14 protein-coding genes are annotated in these 14,816 nt (G+C 65.3%); 5 read left to right on the top strand and 9 right to left on the bottom strand.

Translation table 11 applies throughout. The features are described 5' to 3' along the window. Positions 1 to 117: 117 nt before the first annotated feature. From ACVOLO_RS03750 to ACVOLO_RS03740, 3 genes are all read right to left on the bottom strand, one after another. Entirely contained in the window at positions 118 to 657 is a 540-nt protein-coding gene (locus ACVOLO_RS03750) for a GNAT family N-acetyltransferase (protein WP_481568943.1), read from the bottom strand. A 19-nt stretch (positions 658 to 676) separates the two neighbouring features. Further along, positions 677 to 2,818 (bottom strand): bifunctional 23S rRNA (guanine(2069)-N(7))-methyltransferase RlmK/23S rRNA (guanine(2445)-N(2))-methyltransferase RlmL, encoded by a 2,142-nt coding sequence (rlmKL, locus tag ACVOLO_RS03745; RefSeq protein WP_481568942.1) that lies wholly within the window; start codon positions 2,816 to 2,818, stop codon positions 677 to 679. Between the two features lie 127 nt (positions 2,819 to 2,945). After that, complete coding sequence (locus ACVOLO_RS03740) at positions 2,946 to 3,473, bottom strand: hypothetical protein (RefSeq protein WP_481568941.1); 528 nt, start codon at positions 3,471 to 3,473, stop codon at positions 2,946 to 2,948. A 48-nt stretch (positions 3,474 to 3,521) separates the two neighbouring features. Between ACVOLO_RS03740 and ACVOLO_RS03735 the strand changes: the two genes are divergently transcribed. Then, a complete protein-coding gene (locus ACVOLO_RS03735; RefSeq protein WP_481568940.1) occupies positions 3,522 to 4,085 on the top strand; it encodes an N-acetylmuramoyl-L-alanine amidase in 564 nt (187 codons plus the stop codon). 18 nt (positions 4,086 to 4,103) lie between these two features. Here the strand turns inward: ACVOLO_RS03735 and ACVOLO_RS03730 are convergent, their stop codons facing one another. The 3 genes from ACVOLO_RS03730 to ACVOLO_RS03720 all read right to left on the bottom strand — a co-directional run bounded on the left by ACVOLO_RS03730 (position 4,104) and on the right by ACVOLO_RS03720 (position 6,776). Beyond that, on the bottom strand, positions 4,104 to 5,003 hold the full coding sequence (locus tag ACVOLO_RS03730; protein ID WP_481568939.1) for a DUF1684 domain-containing protein: 900 nt from the start codon (positions 5,001 to 5,003) through the stop codon (positions 4,104 to 4,106). Positions 5,004 to 5,073: 70 nt separating this feature from the next. After that, positions 5,074 to 5,976, bottom strand: a complete 903-nt coding sequence (locus tag ACVOLO_RS03725; protein WP_481568938.1) for a sulfurtransferase — start codon at positions 5,974 to 5,976, stop codon at positions 5,074 to 5,076. Continuing rightward, positions 5,973 to 6,776, bottom strand: a complete 804-nt coding sequence (locus ACVOLO_RS03720; protein WP_481569029.1) for a CoA pyrophosphatase — start codon at positions 6,774 to 6,776, stop codon at positions 5,973 to 5,975. Before ACVOLO_RS03720 ends, ACVOLO_RS03725 begins: the two co-directional genes overlap by 4 nt. A 263-nt stretch (positions 6,777 to 7,039) precedes the next feature. On the opposite strand from ACVOLO_RS03720, the gene ACVOLO_RS03715 reads away from it, so the two are divergent. Next, positions 7,040 to 7,552 (top strand): post-PEP-CTERM-1 domain-containing protein, encoded by a 513-nt coding sequence (locus ACVOLO_RS03715; protein ID WP_481568937.1) that lies wholly within the window; start codon positions 7,040 to 7,042, stop codon positions 7,550 to 7,552. Further along, positions 7,549 to 9,237, top strand: a complete 1,689-nt coding sequence (locus tag ACVOLO_RS03710; protein WP_481568936.1) for a PA domain-containing protein — start codon at positions 7,549 to 7,551, stop codon at positions 9,235 to 9,237. Before ACVOLO_RS03715 ends, ACVOLO_RS03710 begins: the two co-directional genes overlap by 4 nt. Positions 9,238 to 9,310: 73 nt before the next feature. Here the strand turns inward: ACVOLO_RS03710 and ACVOLO_RS03705 are convergent, their stop codons facing one another. Next, complete coding sequence (locus ACVOLO_RS03705) at positions 9,311 to 9,736, bottom strand: RidA family protein (RefSeq protein WP_481568935.1); 426 nt, start codon at positions 9,734 to 9,736, stop codon at positions 9,311 to 9,313. Between the two features lie 88 nt (positions 9,737 to 9,824). Beyond that, a complete protein-coding gene (asnB, locus tag ACVOLO_RS03700) occupies positions 9,825 to 11,510 on the bottom strand; it encodes an asparagine synthase B (protein WP_481568934.1) in 1,686 nt (561 codons plus the stop codon). Between the two features lie 359 nt (positions 11,511 to 11,869). Between asnB and ACVOLO_RS03695 the strand changes: the two genes are divergently transcribed. Together ACVOLO_RS03695 and ACVOLO_RS03690 are read left to right on the top strand one after the other, a co-directional pair. After that, positions 11,870 to 12,766, top strand: a complete 897-nt coding sequence (locus tag ACVOLO_RS03695; protein ID WP_481568933.1) for a tetratricopeptide repeat protein — start codon at positions 11,870 to 11,872, stop codon at positions 12,764 to 12,766. A 103-nt stretch (positions 12,767 to 12,869) separates the two neighbouring features. After that, entirely contained in the window at positions 12,870 to 13,553 is a 684-nt protein-coding gene (locus tag ACVOLO_RS03690; protein ID WP_481568932.1) for a pentapeptide repeat-containing protein, read from the top strand. Here the strand turns inward: ACVOLO_RS03690 and ACVOLO_RS03685 are convergent. Further along, positions 13,550 to 14,740, bottom strand: a complete 1,191-nt coding sequence (locus tag ACVOLO_RS03685) for an MFS transporter (RefSeq protein WP_481568931.1) — start codon at positions 14,738 to 14,740, stop codon at positions 13,550 to 13,552. The two genes, ACVOLO_RS03690 and ACVOLO_RS03685, sit on opposite strands and share 4 nt — an antisense overlap. Positions 14,741 to 14,816: the final 76 nt, after the last annotated feature.

The raw sequence follows: 14,816 nt of genomic DNA, 5'->3' as shown, positions 1-14,816 counted from the left end.
AAGTTGAAACATTCCCTGCAACTGCAGCTGTGAAGCCCCTCTCCCCTCGCGGGAGAGGGGTTGGGGAGAGGGGGCGCAAAGCCGGAGTTGCGGAGAGGGGGAAAGAAAAACCCCGCCCTACCCCGGAATCAACGAAAACATATGCGCCGGCACCGCCTGTCCATTGATCAGCAGCCGATTGCGCGCTATCCCCTCGCGCTGGGCACCGGATTTGAGCGCCACTCTTTCGCTGGCGGTGTTGCCCACCGCCACGACCACTTCAATGCGCAGCAACGCTTCATTGGCGAAACCATGCGCGGCAAGCGCGCGTACGCAGCGCGGTGCGATGCCCTGCCCTTGCCTGGACTGCCGCACCCAATAGCCGAGGTTGCAAAAGCGCTGCTCGCGGCGGATTTCGTTCAAGCCCGCTCCGCCCAGAAAGACGCCGGTGTCCTGGCAGAAAATCCCGAACTCCAACGCCGTGCCAGCATCACGCTGGGCGCGGCAGGCGGCGAACCATTCCAGCGCCTGCACCGTGCTGTAGTCATGCGACGCCCATGGCATCCAGCGGCGGATGCTCTGCGCCGATTCCCGCACCGCCTCGACAAACACAGCGGCATCGGCATCCTCGAACGGCCGCAACAACAAGCCTTCAAATGCGATGGAAGACGGCTGCATGTGACTCCTTTGCCGCGTTTCAGCCAAGCCGCCGCAGTTCCCACGCACGGTGGATGCGGGCATTGCGCTCGAAATCCGTGCCGATCGTCTGCGCCGAAATCTCCCGGCAATCGGCGAACGCGGCAATCGCCGCTTCATCCAACTTGAACCGACGGAAGTTGTTGGAGAAATACAGCACGCCATCGGAGCTCAAACGATCCACCGCCGCGCTCAACAGGCGCACGTGCTCGCGCTGGATATCAAAATCTTCCGCGCGTGCCGAATTGGAGAATGTCGGCGGGTCGCAGAAGATCACCTCGTAGCGATTCTTCTCCGCTTCCAGCCAGGTGATCGCATCGGCCTGCACCAAGGTGTGCTGGCTGCCGCCCTTGCCATTGAGCGCGAGGTTGTCCGCGCACCACTGCAGGTAGGTGCCGGACAGGTCAACGCTGGTGGTCGAACTGGCACCGGCCACTGCTGCCTGCACGCTGGCCACGCCGGTGTAGCAGAACAGGTTGAGGAAGCGCTTGCCGCGTGCCTGTTCGGCCATGTGCCGGCGCAGCGGGCGGTGGTCCAGGAACAGGCCCGTGTCCAGGTAATCGAACAGATTCACCCGCAGCAGCGCATCGTTCTCGCGCACCAGGATAAATTCGCCACGCTGCTCGAAGCGGCCGTACTTGCTGCCGCCCTTGCCGCGCTCGCGCGACTTCAGCGCGACCTGCTCGGCCGGTACCTGGAACACCTCACGCGCCGCCGACAGCAGCTCATTGCGACGGCGCCGCACATCGGCATCGGGAATGGTGGCCGGCGCTGCATATTCCTGCACATGCAGGAAGGTGCGGCCCTTGCCGCCGTCCTCGCGGTAGACGTCGATGGCCGCCGCGTATTCGGGCAGGTCCGCGTCATAGGCACGGAAGCAGCTGATGCCTTCGCGTGACAGCCAGTTCTTGAACTTCTTCAGGTTCTTGCGCAGGCGGTTGGCCACCATCTGCGCGCCTTCGCTGAGTTCGCGCGGCTGGCCGTCGTTTTCACGCGCCGGCACGGCGATGGGGTCACAGACAATCAACGCGCACTCGATGGCACCGTTGAACAACTGGTAGGTCTTGCGTGCACGCAGGCCGGTGGCAAACGCCAGATCGGCGCTGCCGCACAGCAGGCTTGCGCGCCATTGCGGCACCGCGCGCTTGAGCGCATCGCCCAGCCTGCGGTACAGCACCGTGTCGGCGGCAAGGCGCTCGTCGTAAGGCGGGTTGCAGACCACACAGCCGGTTTCCTGCGGCGGCACCTGCACGTCGGCCACGTCACGCACGCCAAACCAGATGGCCTCGCTGACGCCGGCAACCGCCGCATTTTCCTTGGCCGCACTGATCGCCTTCGGGTCGATGTCGCTGCCGTGGATGACCTGCTTCAGTGCCGCACGACCGGCCGTTTCACGCTCACGCGCCTCGGCCATCAGTTCTTTCCACTGCGCCTGGTCGAAACCGCGCCAGCGGCTCGGCGGCAGGCTGCCGTGGCGCTGCAGGCCCGGTGCCACGTCGGCGGCCATCAAGGCGCCTTCGATCAGCAGCGTGCCGCTGCCGCACATCGGGTCCAGCAGGCCACCGCCCTGCGCGTGGATCTTCGGCCAGTCGGCGCGCAACAGCACGGCGGCGGCAAGGTTTTCCTTCAGCGGTGCATCGTTCTGCGCCATGCGCCAACCGCGCCGGTGCATCGGGCCACCGCCCAGGTCGATGGAGATGGTGGCGCGGCCCTTGCGCAGCGACAGGTTGATGCGCACATCCGGGAATTCGACATTCACCGATGGCCGCTCCATGCCCAGCGCGCGCAGGCTGTCCACCACGCCATCCTTGACCCGCTGCGCGGCAAAGCGCGCGTGGGTGATGGCGGTGCCGGATACATGCGCGTCCACCGACAAAGTCAGTTCCGGCGTGATGTGCTGGTCCCACGGCATGGCCACCACGCCCTGGTACAGCGAGCCCTCGTCCGGACAGTCAAACTCGGTCAGCGGCCACAGCACGCGGCTGGCCAGGCGCGACCACAGCACCACCCGCTGCGCATCGCGCAGTTCACCCTCGGCGTTGACGCCGGCAATGGTGGCGGTGGCCTTGGGCAGGCCCATCGCCAGCAGTTCGTCGGCGAGCAGGTACTCAAGGCCCTTGGCGCAGGAAACAAAGAATTTCACGGGATCGGATCAGCTGTCGGAAAGGAAAGGGATGCCGGCTGGCACGGCAAGCGGCCCCGGGAGCATCCAGGGGCGCCATTGTAGGGAGTTGCCGGTCAAGCTGCCGGGAAAGCCCCGGCCAGCGGCTTCAGAGCGAGCGCAGCAGGGCCTCGAAGGCCTGCGCGGAGGCCTCGACGTGGTTGCTCAGGCGGTGCCCGTCATCAACCATCAGCAGCCGCGCCGAGCGCTCACCGGCCCAGCGGATGACCTCGGCCGCCGGGATCAGCTCATCGCCCCAGGCATGCACCACGCTGGTCGGCACCGGCGCGGCATCCAGCGCCGGCATCGGGCCCATGGTGGTCGGTGGCACCATCAGGAACAAGCCCTTGACCGGCACCTGCAACGAGGTGATCGCCGAAATGTAGGCGCCCAGGCTGGAACCGGCCAGCACCAGCGGGCCACGCGCGGCCATCTCGGTGGCGCGTTCAATCAGCCGCTGCAGGCGTGCCGGCACATCGCCGACTGAGCTGATTTCATGCCGGGCATCGAGGTCGGTGTAATCCGGGCGCTCATGGCTCCAGCCCAGCCGCTGTGCCACCTCGGCCAGCGCCGTGACCTTGGTCGCCTCCGGGCCGCTCTCAAACCCATGGGAAAGAATGCAATGTCCGCGGCTCATGACCGCACGCAGTAATCAGGACTCATGCGCGAATGCTAGCATCAGGCCATGCCACTGCCGCCCCCCATCACCGCCATTCCCCTGCCCTATGAGGGCCAACTGGCCAGCCGAACGCTGTCCGATATCGATCTGGTGGTGATCCACTGCACCGAGCTGCCGGACCTGGCCACCGCCCGCGAATACGGCGAACGCGTGCTTTACGACGCCGGCACAGGCAACAGCGGCCACTACTACATCGACCGCGATGGCAGCATCCTTCAGTACGTCGCGCTGGAGCGGGTGGCGCACCATGTGCGCGGCATCAACCCGCGCTCGGTCGGCATCGAGCTGGTCAACCGCGGCCGTTGGCCGGATTGGTTTGACTCACGCAACCAGCACATGACAGAGCCCTATACCGACGCGCAGATCGCCGCACTGGTGCGGCTGCTGCAGTGGCTGCCCGACGCACTGCCGTCACTGCGCTGGGTCGCCGGTCATGAACAACTGGACACCGCGCTCATGCCGGCCAGCGACGACGCCACGCTTGAGGTGCCACGCAAGCTCGATCCTGGCCCGATGTTCCCGTGGGCGGAGGTGCTCAAGGCCATTCCGCTGCAACCGCTGCCGCTGTGATGCCGGAAAACGCTGGGCTTACTGCACCAGCGCTTGGTATTTCTCGCCTGCCGTCACCGCTACTTCCAGCCGGTTGATGGCCGGTGCAATCGGGCAGACCACATGCGGCGTCAGCGCGCACGGTGGATTCTGGGCCCGGTTGAAATCCAGCACCAGCTTGTCGCCGTGCGGCACGGCGGCATACAGGTAACGCGCGCCACCATAGGTTTCACGGCCGCTGGTGCGGTCGGTGAACGCGAAAAAGAACCGCTGCGAAGCCGGCGCTTCTTCATCCAGCACCGGCTGCAGCCGGTAAACATGGCCATCAATCTCGAACACGGCCTCGCCCGGCACCGTTGCCGGCAGCGGCGTGCCAATGGATGTCAACAACACCGCGCGCCGCGGTTCGGGAAAGGGATGCCACTGCGCCTCCACGCGCCAATGGGTTTCCACCGGGAAATGATCAATGCCCCTGAAATCCCGACGCCGTGCGGAATCCGAATCGCGGTAGCGCCAGCCCAGCATCGCCCCGGTGCGCACAAGATAGAACTCCCCGCTGCCCATCTGGATGCGGCTGGCATCGCGCGCGCCCGCCACTGCCGGGTGCAGGCTGGCATCGCGCAGCGGACTGCCGTCCAGGGTCGCGCCGGTACCCAGCTGGCCACGGATGAACGCCGCACCGTCCGCACCGATATCCAGCACGCCCAGTTGATCCGGCCCGGCCGGCAGCACGATGTCATTGGCCGCCCCACTGCCCACGCGGTAACTGCCGGCCTTGAGCCGACCCGAACCGATGTAACTCAACCAGCCGTCGGGGGCACGCAACTGCGCGATCCGCTGTGCACGCCACTGTTCCACGTCACGGTGGTATTGCCGTGAGTCGAGCACGAAGGGGTTGCCCGCTTGCTTGCAAGCCATCAGCGCAAGCAACAGCAACATCCCAACGGCCCACTTCCTGAAATCCATGTTTCCCCCTGATCAACCCACACGCCCTGCGTACGGCGTTGCGTCAACCCGTTGCCACCGGCCGCCGTGCGTCGCTGGACCAGCCACTCCACGAATCGGCAAACACCTTCACCCCGTGCAGGCCGGCATGTTCAAAGGCCAGCAGCAGATGGCAGGCCGTCACACCCGATCCGCACATCACCACCGCCTGCTCCGGCCGGTGGGACCCGAGCAACGGCGCCAATTCCGTGCGCAGCTCCTGCGCCGGGCGGAAACGGCCGTCACGCAGGTTCATGCCGAGCGGACGGTTCAGTGCGCCCGGCACATGCCCGGCAATGCGATCCAGCGGCTCCACTTCACCGCGATAGCGCTCGGCCGCACGCGCATCCAGCAGCCAGCCAGGTGCCTGCGCAAGGCGCGACTGCACTTCATCGGCGCTGACCACCTGGGTGAGGTCCAACTGCCCGGGGTACGGCGGCACCGCCACCGCAGCGGCTTCACCCGCTTCCAGCACATGGCCGGCGGCTTGCCACGCGGCCAAACCGCCATCGAGCACGGCAACATTCCGGTGCCCGATCAGGCGCAGCAGCCACCACAGGCGCGCGGCCGCCATGCTGCCATCGGCTGCGTCGTAAACCACCACCTGCGTGTCCGGGGTGATGCCCCAGCGCCCCAGCGTCGCGGCGAAGGCCTCGCTGTCCGGCAAGGGGTGGCGGCCATGTCCTTGTCGATCCAGATTGGACAGATCGCGATTCAGGTCGGCATACACCGCCCCGGGAATATGCCCGGCCGCGTACTGAGCGGCGCCCGACTGCACGTCGGCCAACGAGAAACGGGCATCGACCACGCGCAATGCAGTGCTGGCAACCGCGCGGGCATCAACCACGCGCAACTGCTGTTCATTCAATGCCTTGGCAAGGCCCGCCACATCAACGAGCGTGCTCCAGCCCAGCAGTGCTGTATTCATTTGACCAACTCCAGGCGACGGCGCAGGTTGTAGAGAATGGCGGCGGTGGCCCCCCAGATGCGGTGGCCCGGCCATGCATATTCCATGACGTGGCGGATGCGGCCACGGTGTTCCATTTCCACCAGGCGCAGGTTGCCCGGGTCCATCAGGTAATCCAGCGGCACCTCGAACACTTCGGCCACCTCGCCCGGCTCCGGGCGCGCAACAAAGGCTGGGTCGATCACCGCCACCACCGGCGTGACGCGGAAGCCACTGATGGTGATGAACGGATCCAGATAACCCAAGGCCCGCACCTGGCTGGATGGCAAGGCGATTTCCTCGTCGCTCTCGCGCAGTGCAGCCGCCAGTGGGTTGCGATCGCTGCGCTCCATGCGCCCGCCCGGAAAACCCACCTGCCCACCGTGATTGCGCAGCGCTTCGGTACGCCGGGTCAGCAACACCTGCGTGCCGTTGGCGCGTGGCACCAGCCCGGCCAACACCGCCGCCTCGACCGGCGGCCCCGGTGGCAGCAGGTCTTCCAGTTCTTCGCGGTTCCAGCCAACGCCGCCCGGTGCCTTGGCCAGGGGCAGCAGCGCCTGTTGCAGGCGCTCACGGCCTGCCAGTTGCGCTGCGAACGCGGTCGCATCGCCGGAGCGCACAGGCAATACCTGTTCCACCAGATGACGGCGCTCGCGCTCGCTCATGCGCATCCAGCTCCCGATCTCACTGCCCGTACGCCAACACCCCTGGCAGTAACCTTCACTGTCCAGGGTACACAGGCCGATGCAGGGGCTGGGTACTGCATTGCGCGGGGGATCCATCAATTCAGACATCGCACTAGCGTAGCGCGCCGCGATGACAGCGCCCAGCACCCCCATACAAGACCTTGGTAGTGCAGTACGCCGCTGCGTTTTTCGACGTGCCGCACAGATCCGGGCCGAAGATTCCCGCCGTGCCCTGTAACCACCCAACCCCCATTTCACTTTGTGAGGGCCATTCAACCCTGTTGAAACCCCGCATTTGCCCAAGCAGACTCGACCTTGCCTCCAGGGGGGGAGGCAGCCACCGCCCGACACGAACCTCGTTGCTGCCGAGCACAGGTTTCCTCGTTCTCGTGCTCGGCCGGGCGTTTGCCTTTTCGCTTTTTCTCAGCCTGCCATGGAGCTTGAAAATGAAATTGGCCAAACCCGCTTTGCTGTCTTCCCTCGCGCTGGGTGTTTGCCTTGCAGCAAATGCTTCCGACGTCCCAGCGGACACGCAACAGAACCCCGCTTCCACGCAAAGCGGCGTGGTCGCCGGCATTGACGCCGCTACCGGCAAGCTGCGCACGCTGAGCGATGCCGAAATCCGTGCCTTGTCCAGCCAGGCCAACAACATGGCCACCAGCCGCACCACCAACGCGGCCTGGGCAAAAATGCCGCAGACCGAGGCAGACGCCGCCAAGACGTTCCGCAGGCATGCAAACGGCATGAGCTCGGCCGAGTTGCCCCTGTCCGCGATGAACTCATTGACCGTCGAGCGCAGCGTCGATGGTCAGGTCACCATCCTGGAGAACGGTGCCCCGCTGGGCCACGGCCGGCAGGAGGTGTCCAAATGAAGACCTCCCTGCTCTGTGCTGTCGTAGGCGCAAGCCTGCTCGCCGCAACCGCCCATGCCGCGGTCATCACCCCGGTCAACCAGGATCCGGCCAACAAGGGGCTCAACGACCCCACCGCACGCGCGCCCGAAGGTGGCAACCCCGGCAAGACCGTGGGGGAACAGCGTCGGCTGGTCTATCAATTTGCCGCTGACCTGTGGGGCTCGGTATTGCAAAGCGAGGTGGAAACGCGCGTCGGCGCCAGCTTCCAGGACCTTGAATGCACCGCAACCGGCGGCGTGCTCGGCTCGGCGGGCGCCACCTGGGTTGGCGCAAAGGATCCGACAGAAACCGAACTGGGGATGATCGCCCATGGCGCCCTGGCCAATGCCATGGAAGGCGAGCGCATACACACTGTGGCCACCGACATCACCAGCCGCTTCAATGCCAACCTCGGCGGCAGGAACCCGAATGGCACGCCGTGCATGACCGGCTCGGGCTGGTATTACGGCCTGGATGGCAAAACACCCGCCGGGCAGATCAACTTCCTGGACGTGGTGATGCATGAAATCGGCCACGGCCTGGGCTTCTCGGGTTTCGTCGGCTACACCTCCGGCGTGCTCGGCGAGCGCACGGGCCAGCTCCAGTACCGCGGTTATTCGGACGTCTACACACACAATGCGTTCGACAACCTCACCGGCAAGCGTTTCACCGCACCGGGCATGACCAATGCCATGCGCGCGGCCTCCATCCGCACCCGTGGCGGCCCTGCGTGGGACGGTGCCAGCACCAAGGCACAGACGGCCCTGTGGCTGGATCCGGCAATCGTGCTTTCGATCCCGGGCACCACGCCGGCCGTGACCAGCCAGTTCTTTGGCACCGCCTCGTTCGGCCCTGCCGCTACGCCGGCGAACTTCAATGGCCCGGTCGCCATTGCCAACGATGCCACCGGCACCGACACCGCTGATGCCTGCGAGGCACTGCCCGCCGGCAGCCTGAGCGGGAAAATCGCCTTCATCAACCGCGGTACCTGTGCGTTCGAGATCAAGGCCTTCAACGCGCAGGCCGCCGGCGCGGTGGCTGCCATCATCGGCAACGTTGCTTCCTCCGGCGATCCAGGCACCGCTCCGGGCATGGCGGAGGACGCCAGCGTCGAGGCCACCATTCCCACCGTGAGCGTGAACCTGGCCGATGCACAGCGCATCACCACTGCCCTGCAGGCGGGCACCGCCCTCACTGCGTCGCTGGGCAACGTGCCCGGACAGATGGCGGGCGCGGATGCCGCCGGGCGGGCCCTGCTGTATGCACCGGCCACCGTTGCCAGCGGTTCCTCGTTCTCGCACTTTGAGAGCGTGCTGATCCCCGATGCACTGATGGAACCGGCCAACAGCGACAACACCGACTCGGCACGCATCGTTGATCTGTCGCTGGCCGTGTTCGCCGACGAGGGCTGGGTATTGAACAACGGCAATGCCCGTATCGGCACCTGCGATACGGGGGTGAAGCTGTTCAAGAACCCCGGCTTGATTGCCGGTGCCAACGTGCAGGCACAGGACCGGCTATGCCGGGTTACCGCCAAGGGCAACCGTGGCCTCTATCTGCGCTGCATGAACGACACCGCGGCAGAGCTCAAGGCCGTCGGCATGGTCAGCACCATCGAACAGGCCGGCATCCGTTCGTGCGCGGCCAAGGTGACAACACTGTAAGCAGCGGCCAGCTGAAGCCACCCAGCCGGCGCCGCACAGGCGCCGGCACTTCGGCAGCGAAGCAGCCCAGACATCAGCGCAGCCGCACGGTCCACTCCACTTCCAGCAGGTGCGCGCGGTCAAACAGGCGGCTCACCTGCACCCAACTGGCGGCGGGATAACGGGCATCTGCAAAGAATGTCCTACGCTGCGGAATGGCCTTGATCAAGGCATCCATGTCGGTGGTGTAGACGGTCTCCTTCACCACATGACTGCTGTCCACATCGAAGCGCTGCAGGATGTCGCTCAACTGGCGGTAACACGACTGCACCGCAGCGGCCATGTCCTCGCCCGAACAGGCCACGCCGGAAACATGCAGCGTATCGCCGTCACGCACGACACCGCTGTAGCCGATATCTGCCTCCCAGCTTCCCAGCGAATGCCGCTCCAACGCGGCATCGGCGGCGTGGGCGGAGCTGATGAACAGCAGGTTTGAAAGCACCAGGCCAATAAAACGCATGCGTTCCCTCTTCTGTATTGGATTGAAACCGCCAGCGCATGAAGTCCAGACAACATGGCCCGCATCACTGCGGGCCATGCTTCGACACTCAGCTGGCCAGGGCCTGCTCATGCACGCCGGCTACGGCACGGCCGGACGGGTCGGCCATGTTGGCAAAGCTTGCGTCCCAGGCAATCGCCGCAGGTGACGAACAGGCAATCGATTTGCCACCCGGCACCGTCTCCGACGCGGCACGGCTGGGGAAGAACTGCTCGAACAGGTGGCGGTAGTAATACGCCTCCTTGGTCTGCGGCGGGTTGTACGGGAAGCGCTTGTCGGCGGCGGCCAGCACACGGTCACTGACCTGCGCTTCGGCATGCGCCTTCAGGCCATCAATCCAACCGTAGCCAACACCATCGCTGAACTGTTCCTTCTGCCGCCACAGGATTTCCTTCGGCAGATAGCCTTCAAACGCCTCGCGCAGCACCGCCTTCTCGATACGACCGCTGGCCTTGTCCACCATTTTGTGGCGCGCATCCATCTTCATCGCCACGTCCATGAACTCGCGATCCAGGAATGGCACGCGCGGCTCCACGCCCCACGCCATCATCGATTTGTTGGCGCGCAGGCAGTCGTAGTTGTTCAGTGCATCGAGCTTGCGCACCAGCTCCTCGTGGAATTCACGCGCGTTCGGTGCCTTGTGGAAGTACAGGTAGCCGCCGAAGATTTCGTCACTGCCTTCACCGGACAGCACCATCTTCACGCCCATCGCCTTGATGCGACGCGCCAGCAGGAACATCGGCGTGGATGCGCGAATGGTGGTGACGTCGTAGGTCTCCACATGGCGGATGACTTCCGGCAGCGCGTCCAGGCCTTCCTCGAAGGTGTACTCAAAACCATGATGCACGGTGCCCAGCATTTCCGCCGCCACCTGGGCCGCGGCCAGATCCGGCGAGCCCTTCAGGCCGATCGCGAAGCTGTGCAAGCGCGGCCACCAGGCTTCACTCTGGCCACCGTCCTCAATGCGATGACGTGCGTAGCGTGCGGCCACTGCTGCCACCAGCGACGAATCCAGGCCGCCGGAAAGCAGCACGCCGTACGGCACGTCGGTCATCAACTGGCGATGCACCGCGCGCTCGAAGGCTTCGCGCAGCTCGGTCAGCGAGACATCCACACCTTCCACCGCGTCGTAGTCGCGCCACGGGCGTTCGTAGTATTTGGTCAGCGTGTCGGTGCTGCTGTCGTACCAATGGCCCGGCGGGAACTGCGCCACATCGGCGCAGGTGTCCGACAGCGATTTCATCTCAGAGGCCACGCACAGGCGGCCCTGCTTGTCGTGCCCCCAGTACAGCGGCACCACGCCAATCGGGTCGCGGGCGATGATCACGCGGCTCTTGCTTTTGTCCCACAGCGCAAACGCAAAAATACCGTTGAGGCGGTTGAGGTAGGACGACGGTTCGTCCTCCCGGTACAGCGCGTTGATCACTTCACAGTCCGAGCCGGTCTGGAACGCATACGGCTGGGTGAGTTCCTTCTTCAGCTCCTGGTGGTTGTATATCTCGCCGTTGACGGCCAGCGCCAGTTCGCCGTCGTCGGACAGCAGCGGCTGCGAGCCACCGGCCGGGTCAACGATGGCCAGGCGCTCATGCACCAGGATCGCGCCCGCGTCCACATACACGCCGCTCCAGTCCGGGCCGCGATGGCGCTGGCGCTGGGATTGATCAAGCGCCTGCCGACGCAGAGCCTGCAGGTCGTCGCCTTGTTGCAGGCCGAAAATGCCGAAGATGGAACACATGGGGAAAGCTCCTGGGTTGTGTGGGGACAAACATTCGAAGCAACGGCCCGAAGACACTGCAGCCGTCTGGTGTTCCTGCCCGGCCACAAAAAAAACCCGCATCGACCGATGCGGGTTTTCTGGTGTCCTGAGCGTGTTGCCTGTTCTAGCTCTGGTCGCAGTCCCGCAGTGGCCGCGCACGATTATTCGCGCGCAGATTATTGCGGTTGTTGTTATTGACGGCGGTGGCCAGGAACGAGGACATGGCGCTGACCGTATCCCTGTTTGCGTGGCCGCGCAACTGTTGCTTTGGCAACAGATTCAGCGGACGGGCCGTCTGGCTCCCGGATAATCGCCAGCCCCTCGCCCGGACCTCATGGATGATCCCCCTCACGCCCCGCGTGCTGCTGCACGCGCTGTCCCTGTTCACGTTGATGGCCTGCAGCGCGACCACACCGTCCCGGCCGATCAGCGACACCGAGCGCGATTCACTGGCCGCTGCCACGGATGGTCAGTTCGATTCGGCCATGCGCGTGGCCAGGATGTACCAGGGCTGGAATGACCCGCGTGCGCTGGACTGGTACGCCCGCGCCGCGGCCACCACGCCGCGCAACCACCAGACCACCAGTGCCGAAGAACAGCTCGGCAGAATCCTGGAACGCGGCCGTCTGGACAGCAGCGACGCGCCACAGAAGCCCGAAGCCGTGGTGCTCAAACCCTCCCCGCGCAAGGCCTTCCGCTGGTATCACAGCGCGGCGTATCACGGCTCGCCCTATGCGATGCGTGACCTGGAGAACTGGTACGCGCAGCGCGGCGACCTGGCCGGGGCACTGCGCTGGCGCCTGCGCTGGGCGGTGTACCGGCGCGAGCTGTACAAGCTGGACGCATTGCGCACGGCAGCCAGTGGTTCAACGAAGACAAGCAGCCCCGTCGCGCTCGCGCTGTCGTCGAACACGACCATTGCACGCATCCAGCGCCAGGCCGCGCGTGGTGATGCCGAAGCGCAGGTCGACCTCGGCGCACTGCATGAAGCCGGCATCGGCGTGGTTGAAAGCAAGGCCGAAGCATTGCGCTGGTATCAGCGTGCCGGCGAGCAAGGCAATGTCTATGGCCAGTACTTCAGCGGCCTGATGCTGGGCCGGGGCGGCAAGGGCATGGAGAAGGATGTGGACGCAGCGGCCGCGTGGTTTGCGCGCGCCAACGCGCAGGCGTTCTATCTCGCGCAGGAGTCGTATTGGCGCGATGCCATTGCGCCGCCGTTCTTCATCTTCGAATAGCGCCACGGCCGGCGTTGTACACACAACGCCGGCCGCGACAAGACTGCATCATCGCGGGCATGTCGCCCAGAATGACGCGTCAGCCGCCGCAGGTTTCAGCACCATGAGCACTTCCACGTTCCGCGATGAAACCATCAGCCGCGAGCGCATGCAGGCCATCGTCGCCGCGCATCCGCGTGCGGCGGTGTTTGAATCCTGCATCCTGGACGGCGGTGATTTTTCGCGACTGGACATGGACGGCTTCCAGTTCAACCAGTGTTCCTTGGCCGGTGCGCGCTGGCTGGCCGCGTCACTGGAAGAAAGCCAGTGGAACAAATGTCGCGGTGGCCACTGTGATTTCAGCTCGGCACAACTCAGCGATTCGCGCTTTGATCACTGCGACCTCAACAACAGTTACTGGCGGCGCGCCACCTTGTCCTCGGTGCAGTTCAAGGACTGCAAGCTGACCGGCGCCCACCTGCAGGAAGTCACCGGCTGGGCGCTGGAGTTCCGTGATTGCCTGCTGGTCAGCGCCGACCTGCGCGGCTTGTCGTTCCGCAAAGCGCAGCTGGAGGGCATGGATTTCTCCGAAGCGGATTTATCCGGTTGCGACTTCCGCGACGCTGTCTTCAGTGGCGGCAGCCTGCGCAATGCGCAAACCCGGCTGACCCGTTTTGAAGGCGCGGACCTGCGCGACACCGACATCACCGGGCTCAACGTGATGGACGCCAAGCACTTCAAAAAAGCGGTGATATCGCACCGGCAAGCGGCCGCAGCATTGGCGGCGTTCGGCTTGATCGTCGCCTAGCTCGGCAGGGGCTTCTGCAGCCGCTGCGAGGCGACCAATGCGCCGAGCGCCAACAACGTCAACAGCGCCGATAGCGGGGCCAGCATCCGCAAGCCATGGTGATCGGCCATATGGCCACCCAAGGCGGAACCCAGCGAAATGCCGATGAAGATCGACGATGAATTGAGCGCGATGATCATGCCGCGCCAGTCGGGTTCCAGCGAGACCACGCGCCGCAGCTGCGACGGGAAAAACAGGTCCTGCAACAGTGCCCAGGCCAACAACAGGCCCAACGCCAGCACCTGCCGCAGGCCATTGCCGCCCTGCAACCAGCCCAGCAATGCCAGCACCGCAAACAACGGCAGCAGGGTCAGCATGACCGTGCGCAACAGCCCATCGGCCGAATAGCGCAGGGACAAGCGCTGGGCGAGCAGGTTTCCCGCAACGCCCACCACGCCGTAGGCCAGCAGTGCAAAGCCCCCCTGGTCGGCACTGGCACCAAAACGTCCACTCGCCAGCGGCAGGACCAGGGTGTAGGTCGCGAAGAAAGCAGCGGTCTGCAATACCGTCACCGCCAAGCCCGCTGCCGTGCCCGGGCGCAGGGCCAGGCGCAGCAGAAGGGCCGGGGCGATGCGTTCACCGCGGCTGTCGTCTCGCACGGCACATGCCATCCAGATGCCGCTGACCGCGGTCAGTGCGCCGAGGCCAATGAATATCGCGCGCCAGCCCCAGGTCTGCGCGACGAAGGCCATCAGCGGCGCGGCGATCACTGATGACAACGTGACACCCGCAAACACCACCGCCAGCGCGCGGCCACGGCGCTGCAATGGCGTCAGCTCGACACCGATGGCCTGCGCCACGGGCGCGACCGCGCCAGCGGCCAGGCCTGCCAGCACGCGCGTGGCCAGCAACCAGGCAAAACTCGTGACGACAGCCCCCACCAGCGTGGCGCCGGCCAGAGCAGCCACGCCCACCAGCAACAGCCGACGACGCGGCAAATGGCCCAACAGCATCTGCACCAGCGGCGCACCGACGGCGTAGGCGATGGAAAAGGCCGTCAGCAACAGCGCAGCCTGGCCCGGCGTGATCTGCCAGGCACCAGCCAGCACCGGCAGGCCACCAACCAGGCCATACGACATGATGCCGACCGCGAAATTGGCACTGGCCAAGGCCCGCAGCGCGGGGCGTTCGGGTTCATGCGGGGCCATGACACACCTCGTTGCGCACAGAGAGCAGGCACTTTCACAAGCGCATCGATATATTTGAAATCGATTGTTGGTATAC

It is taken from the genome of Stenotrophomonas sp. STEN056 (assembly GCF_056759635.1).
This window is presented reverse-complemented; position numbering and strand designations above follow the sequence as displayed.

Bases quoted from the DNA above. Each gene is read 5' to 3' on its own strand.
- ACVOLO_RS03730 (WP_481568939.1), bottom strand. From the start codon at position 5,003: ATGTTGCTGTTGCTTGCGCTGATGGCTTGCAAGCAAGCGGGCAACCCC.
- ACVOLO_RS03695 (WP_481568933.1), top strand. From the start codon at position 11,870: ATGATCCCCCTCACGCCCCGCGTGCTGCTGCACGCGCTGTCCCTGTTC.
- ACVOLO_RS03740 (WP_481568941.1), bottom strand. From the start codon at position 3,473: ATGAGCCGCGGACATTGCATTCTTTCCCATGGGTTTGAGAGCGGCCCG.
- ACVOLO_RS03750 (WP_481568943.1), bottom strand. From the start codon at position 657: ATGCAGCCGTCTTCCATCGCATTTGAAGGCTTGTTGTTGCGGCCGTTC.
- ACVOLO_RS03705 (WP_481568935.1), bottom strand. From the start codon at position 9,736: ATGCGTTTTATTGGCCTGGTGCTTTCAAACCTGCTGTTCATCAGCTCC.
- ACVOLO_RS03690 (WP_481568932.1), top strand. From the start codon at position 12,870: ATGAGCACTTCCACGTTCCGCGATGAAACCATCAGCCGCGAGCGCATG.
- ACVOLO_RS03735 (WP_481568940.1), top strand. From the start codon at position 3,522: ATGCCACTGCCGCCCCCCATCACCGCCATTCCCCTGCCCTATGAGGGC.
- ACVOLO_RS03685 (WP_481568931.1), bottom strand. From the start codon at position 14,740: ATGGCCCCGCATGAACCCGAACGCCCCGCGCTGCGGGCCTTGGCCAGT.
- ACVOLO_RS03720 (WP_481569029.1), bottom strand. From the start codon at position 6,776: ATGGATCCCCCGCGCAATGCAGTACCCAGCCCCTGCATCGGCCTGTGT.
- asnB (WP_481568934.1), bottom strand. From the start codon at position 11,510: ATGTGTTCCATCTTCGGCATTTTCGGCCTGCAACAAGGCGACGACCTG.
- ACVOLO_RS03710 (WP_481568936.1), top strand. From the start codon at position 7,549: ATGAAGACCTCCCTGCTCTGTGCTGTCGTAGGCGCAAGCCTGCTCGCC.
- ACVOLO_RS03725 (WP_481568938.1), bottom strand. From the start codon at position 5,976: ATGAATACAGCACTGCTGGGCTGGAGCACGCTCGTTGATGTGGCGGGC.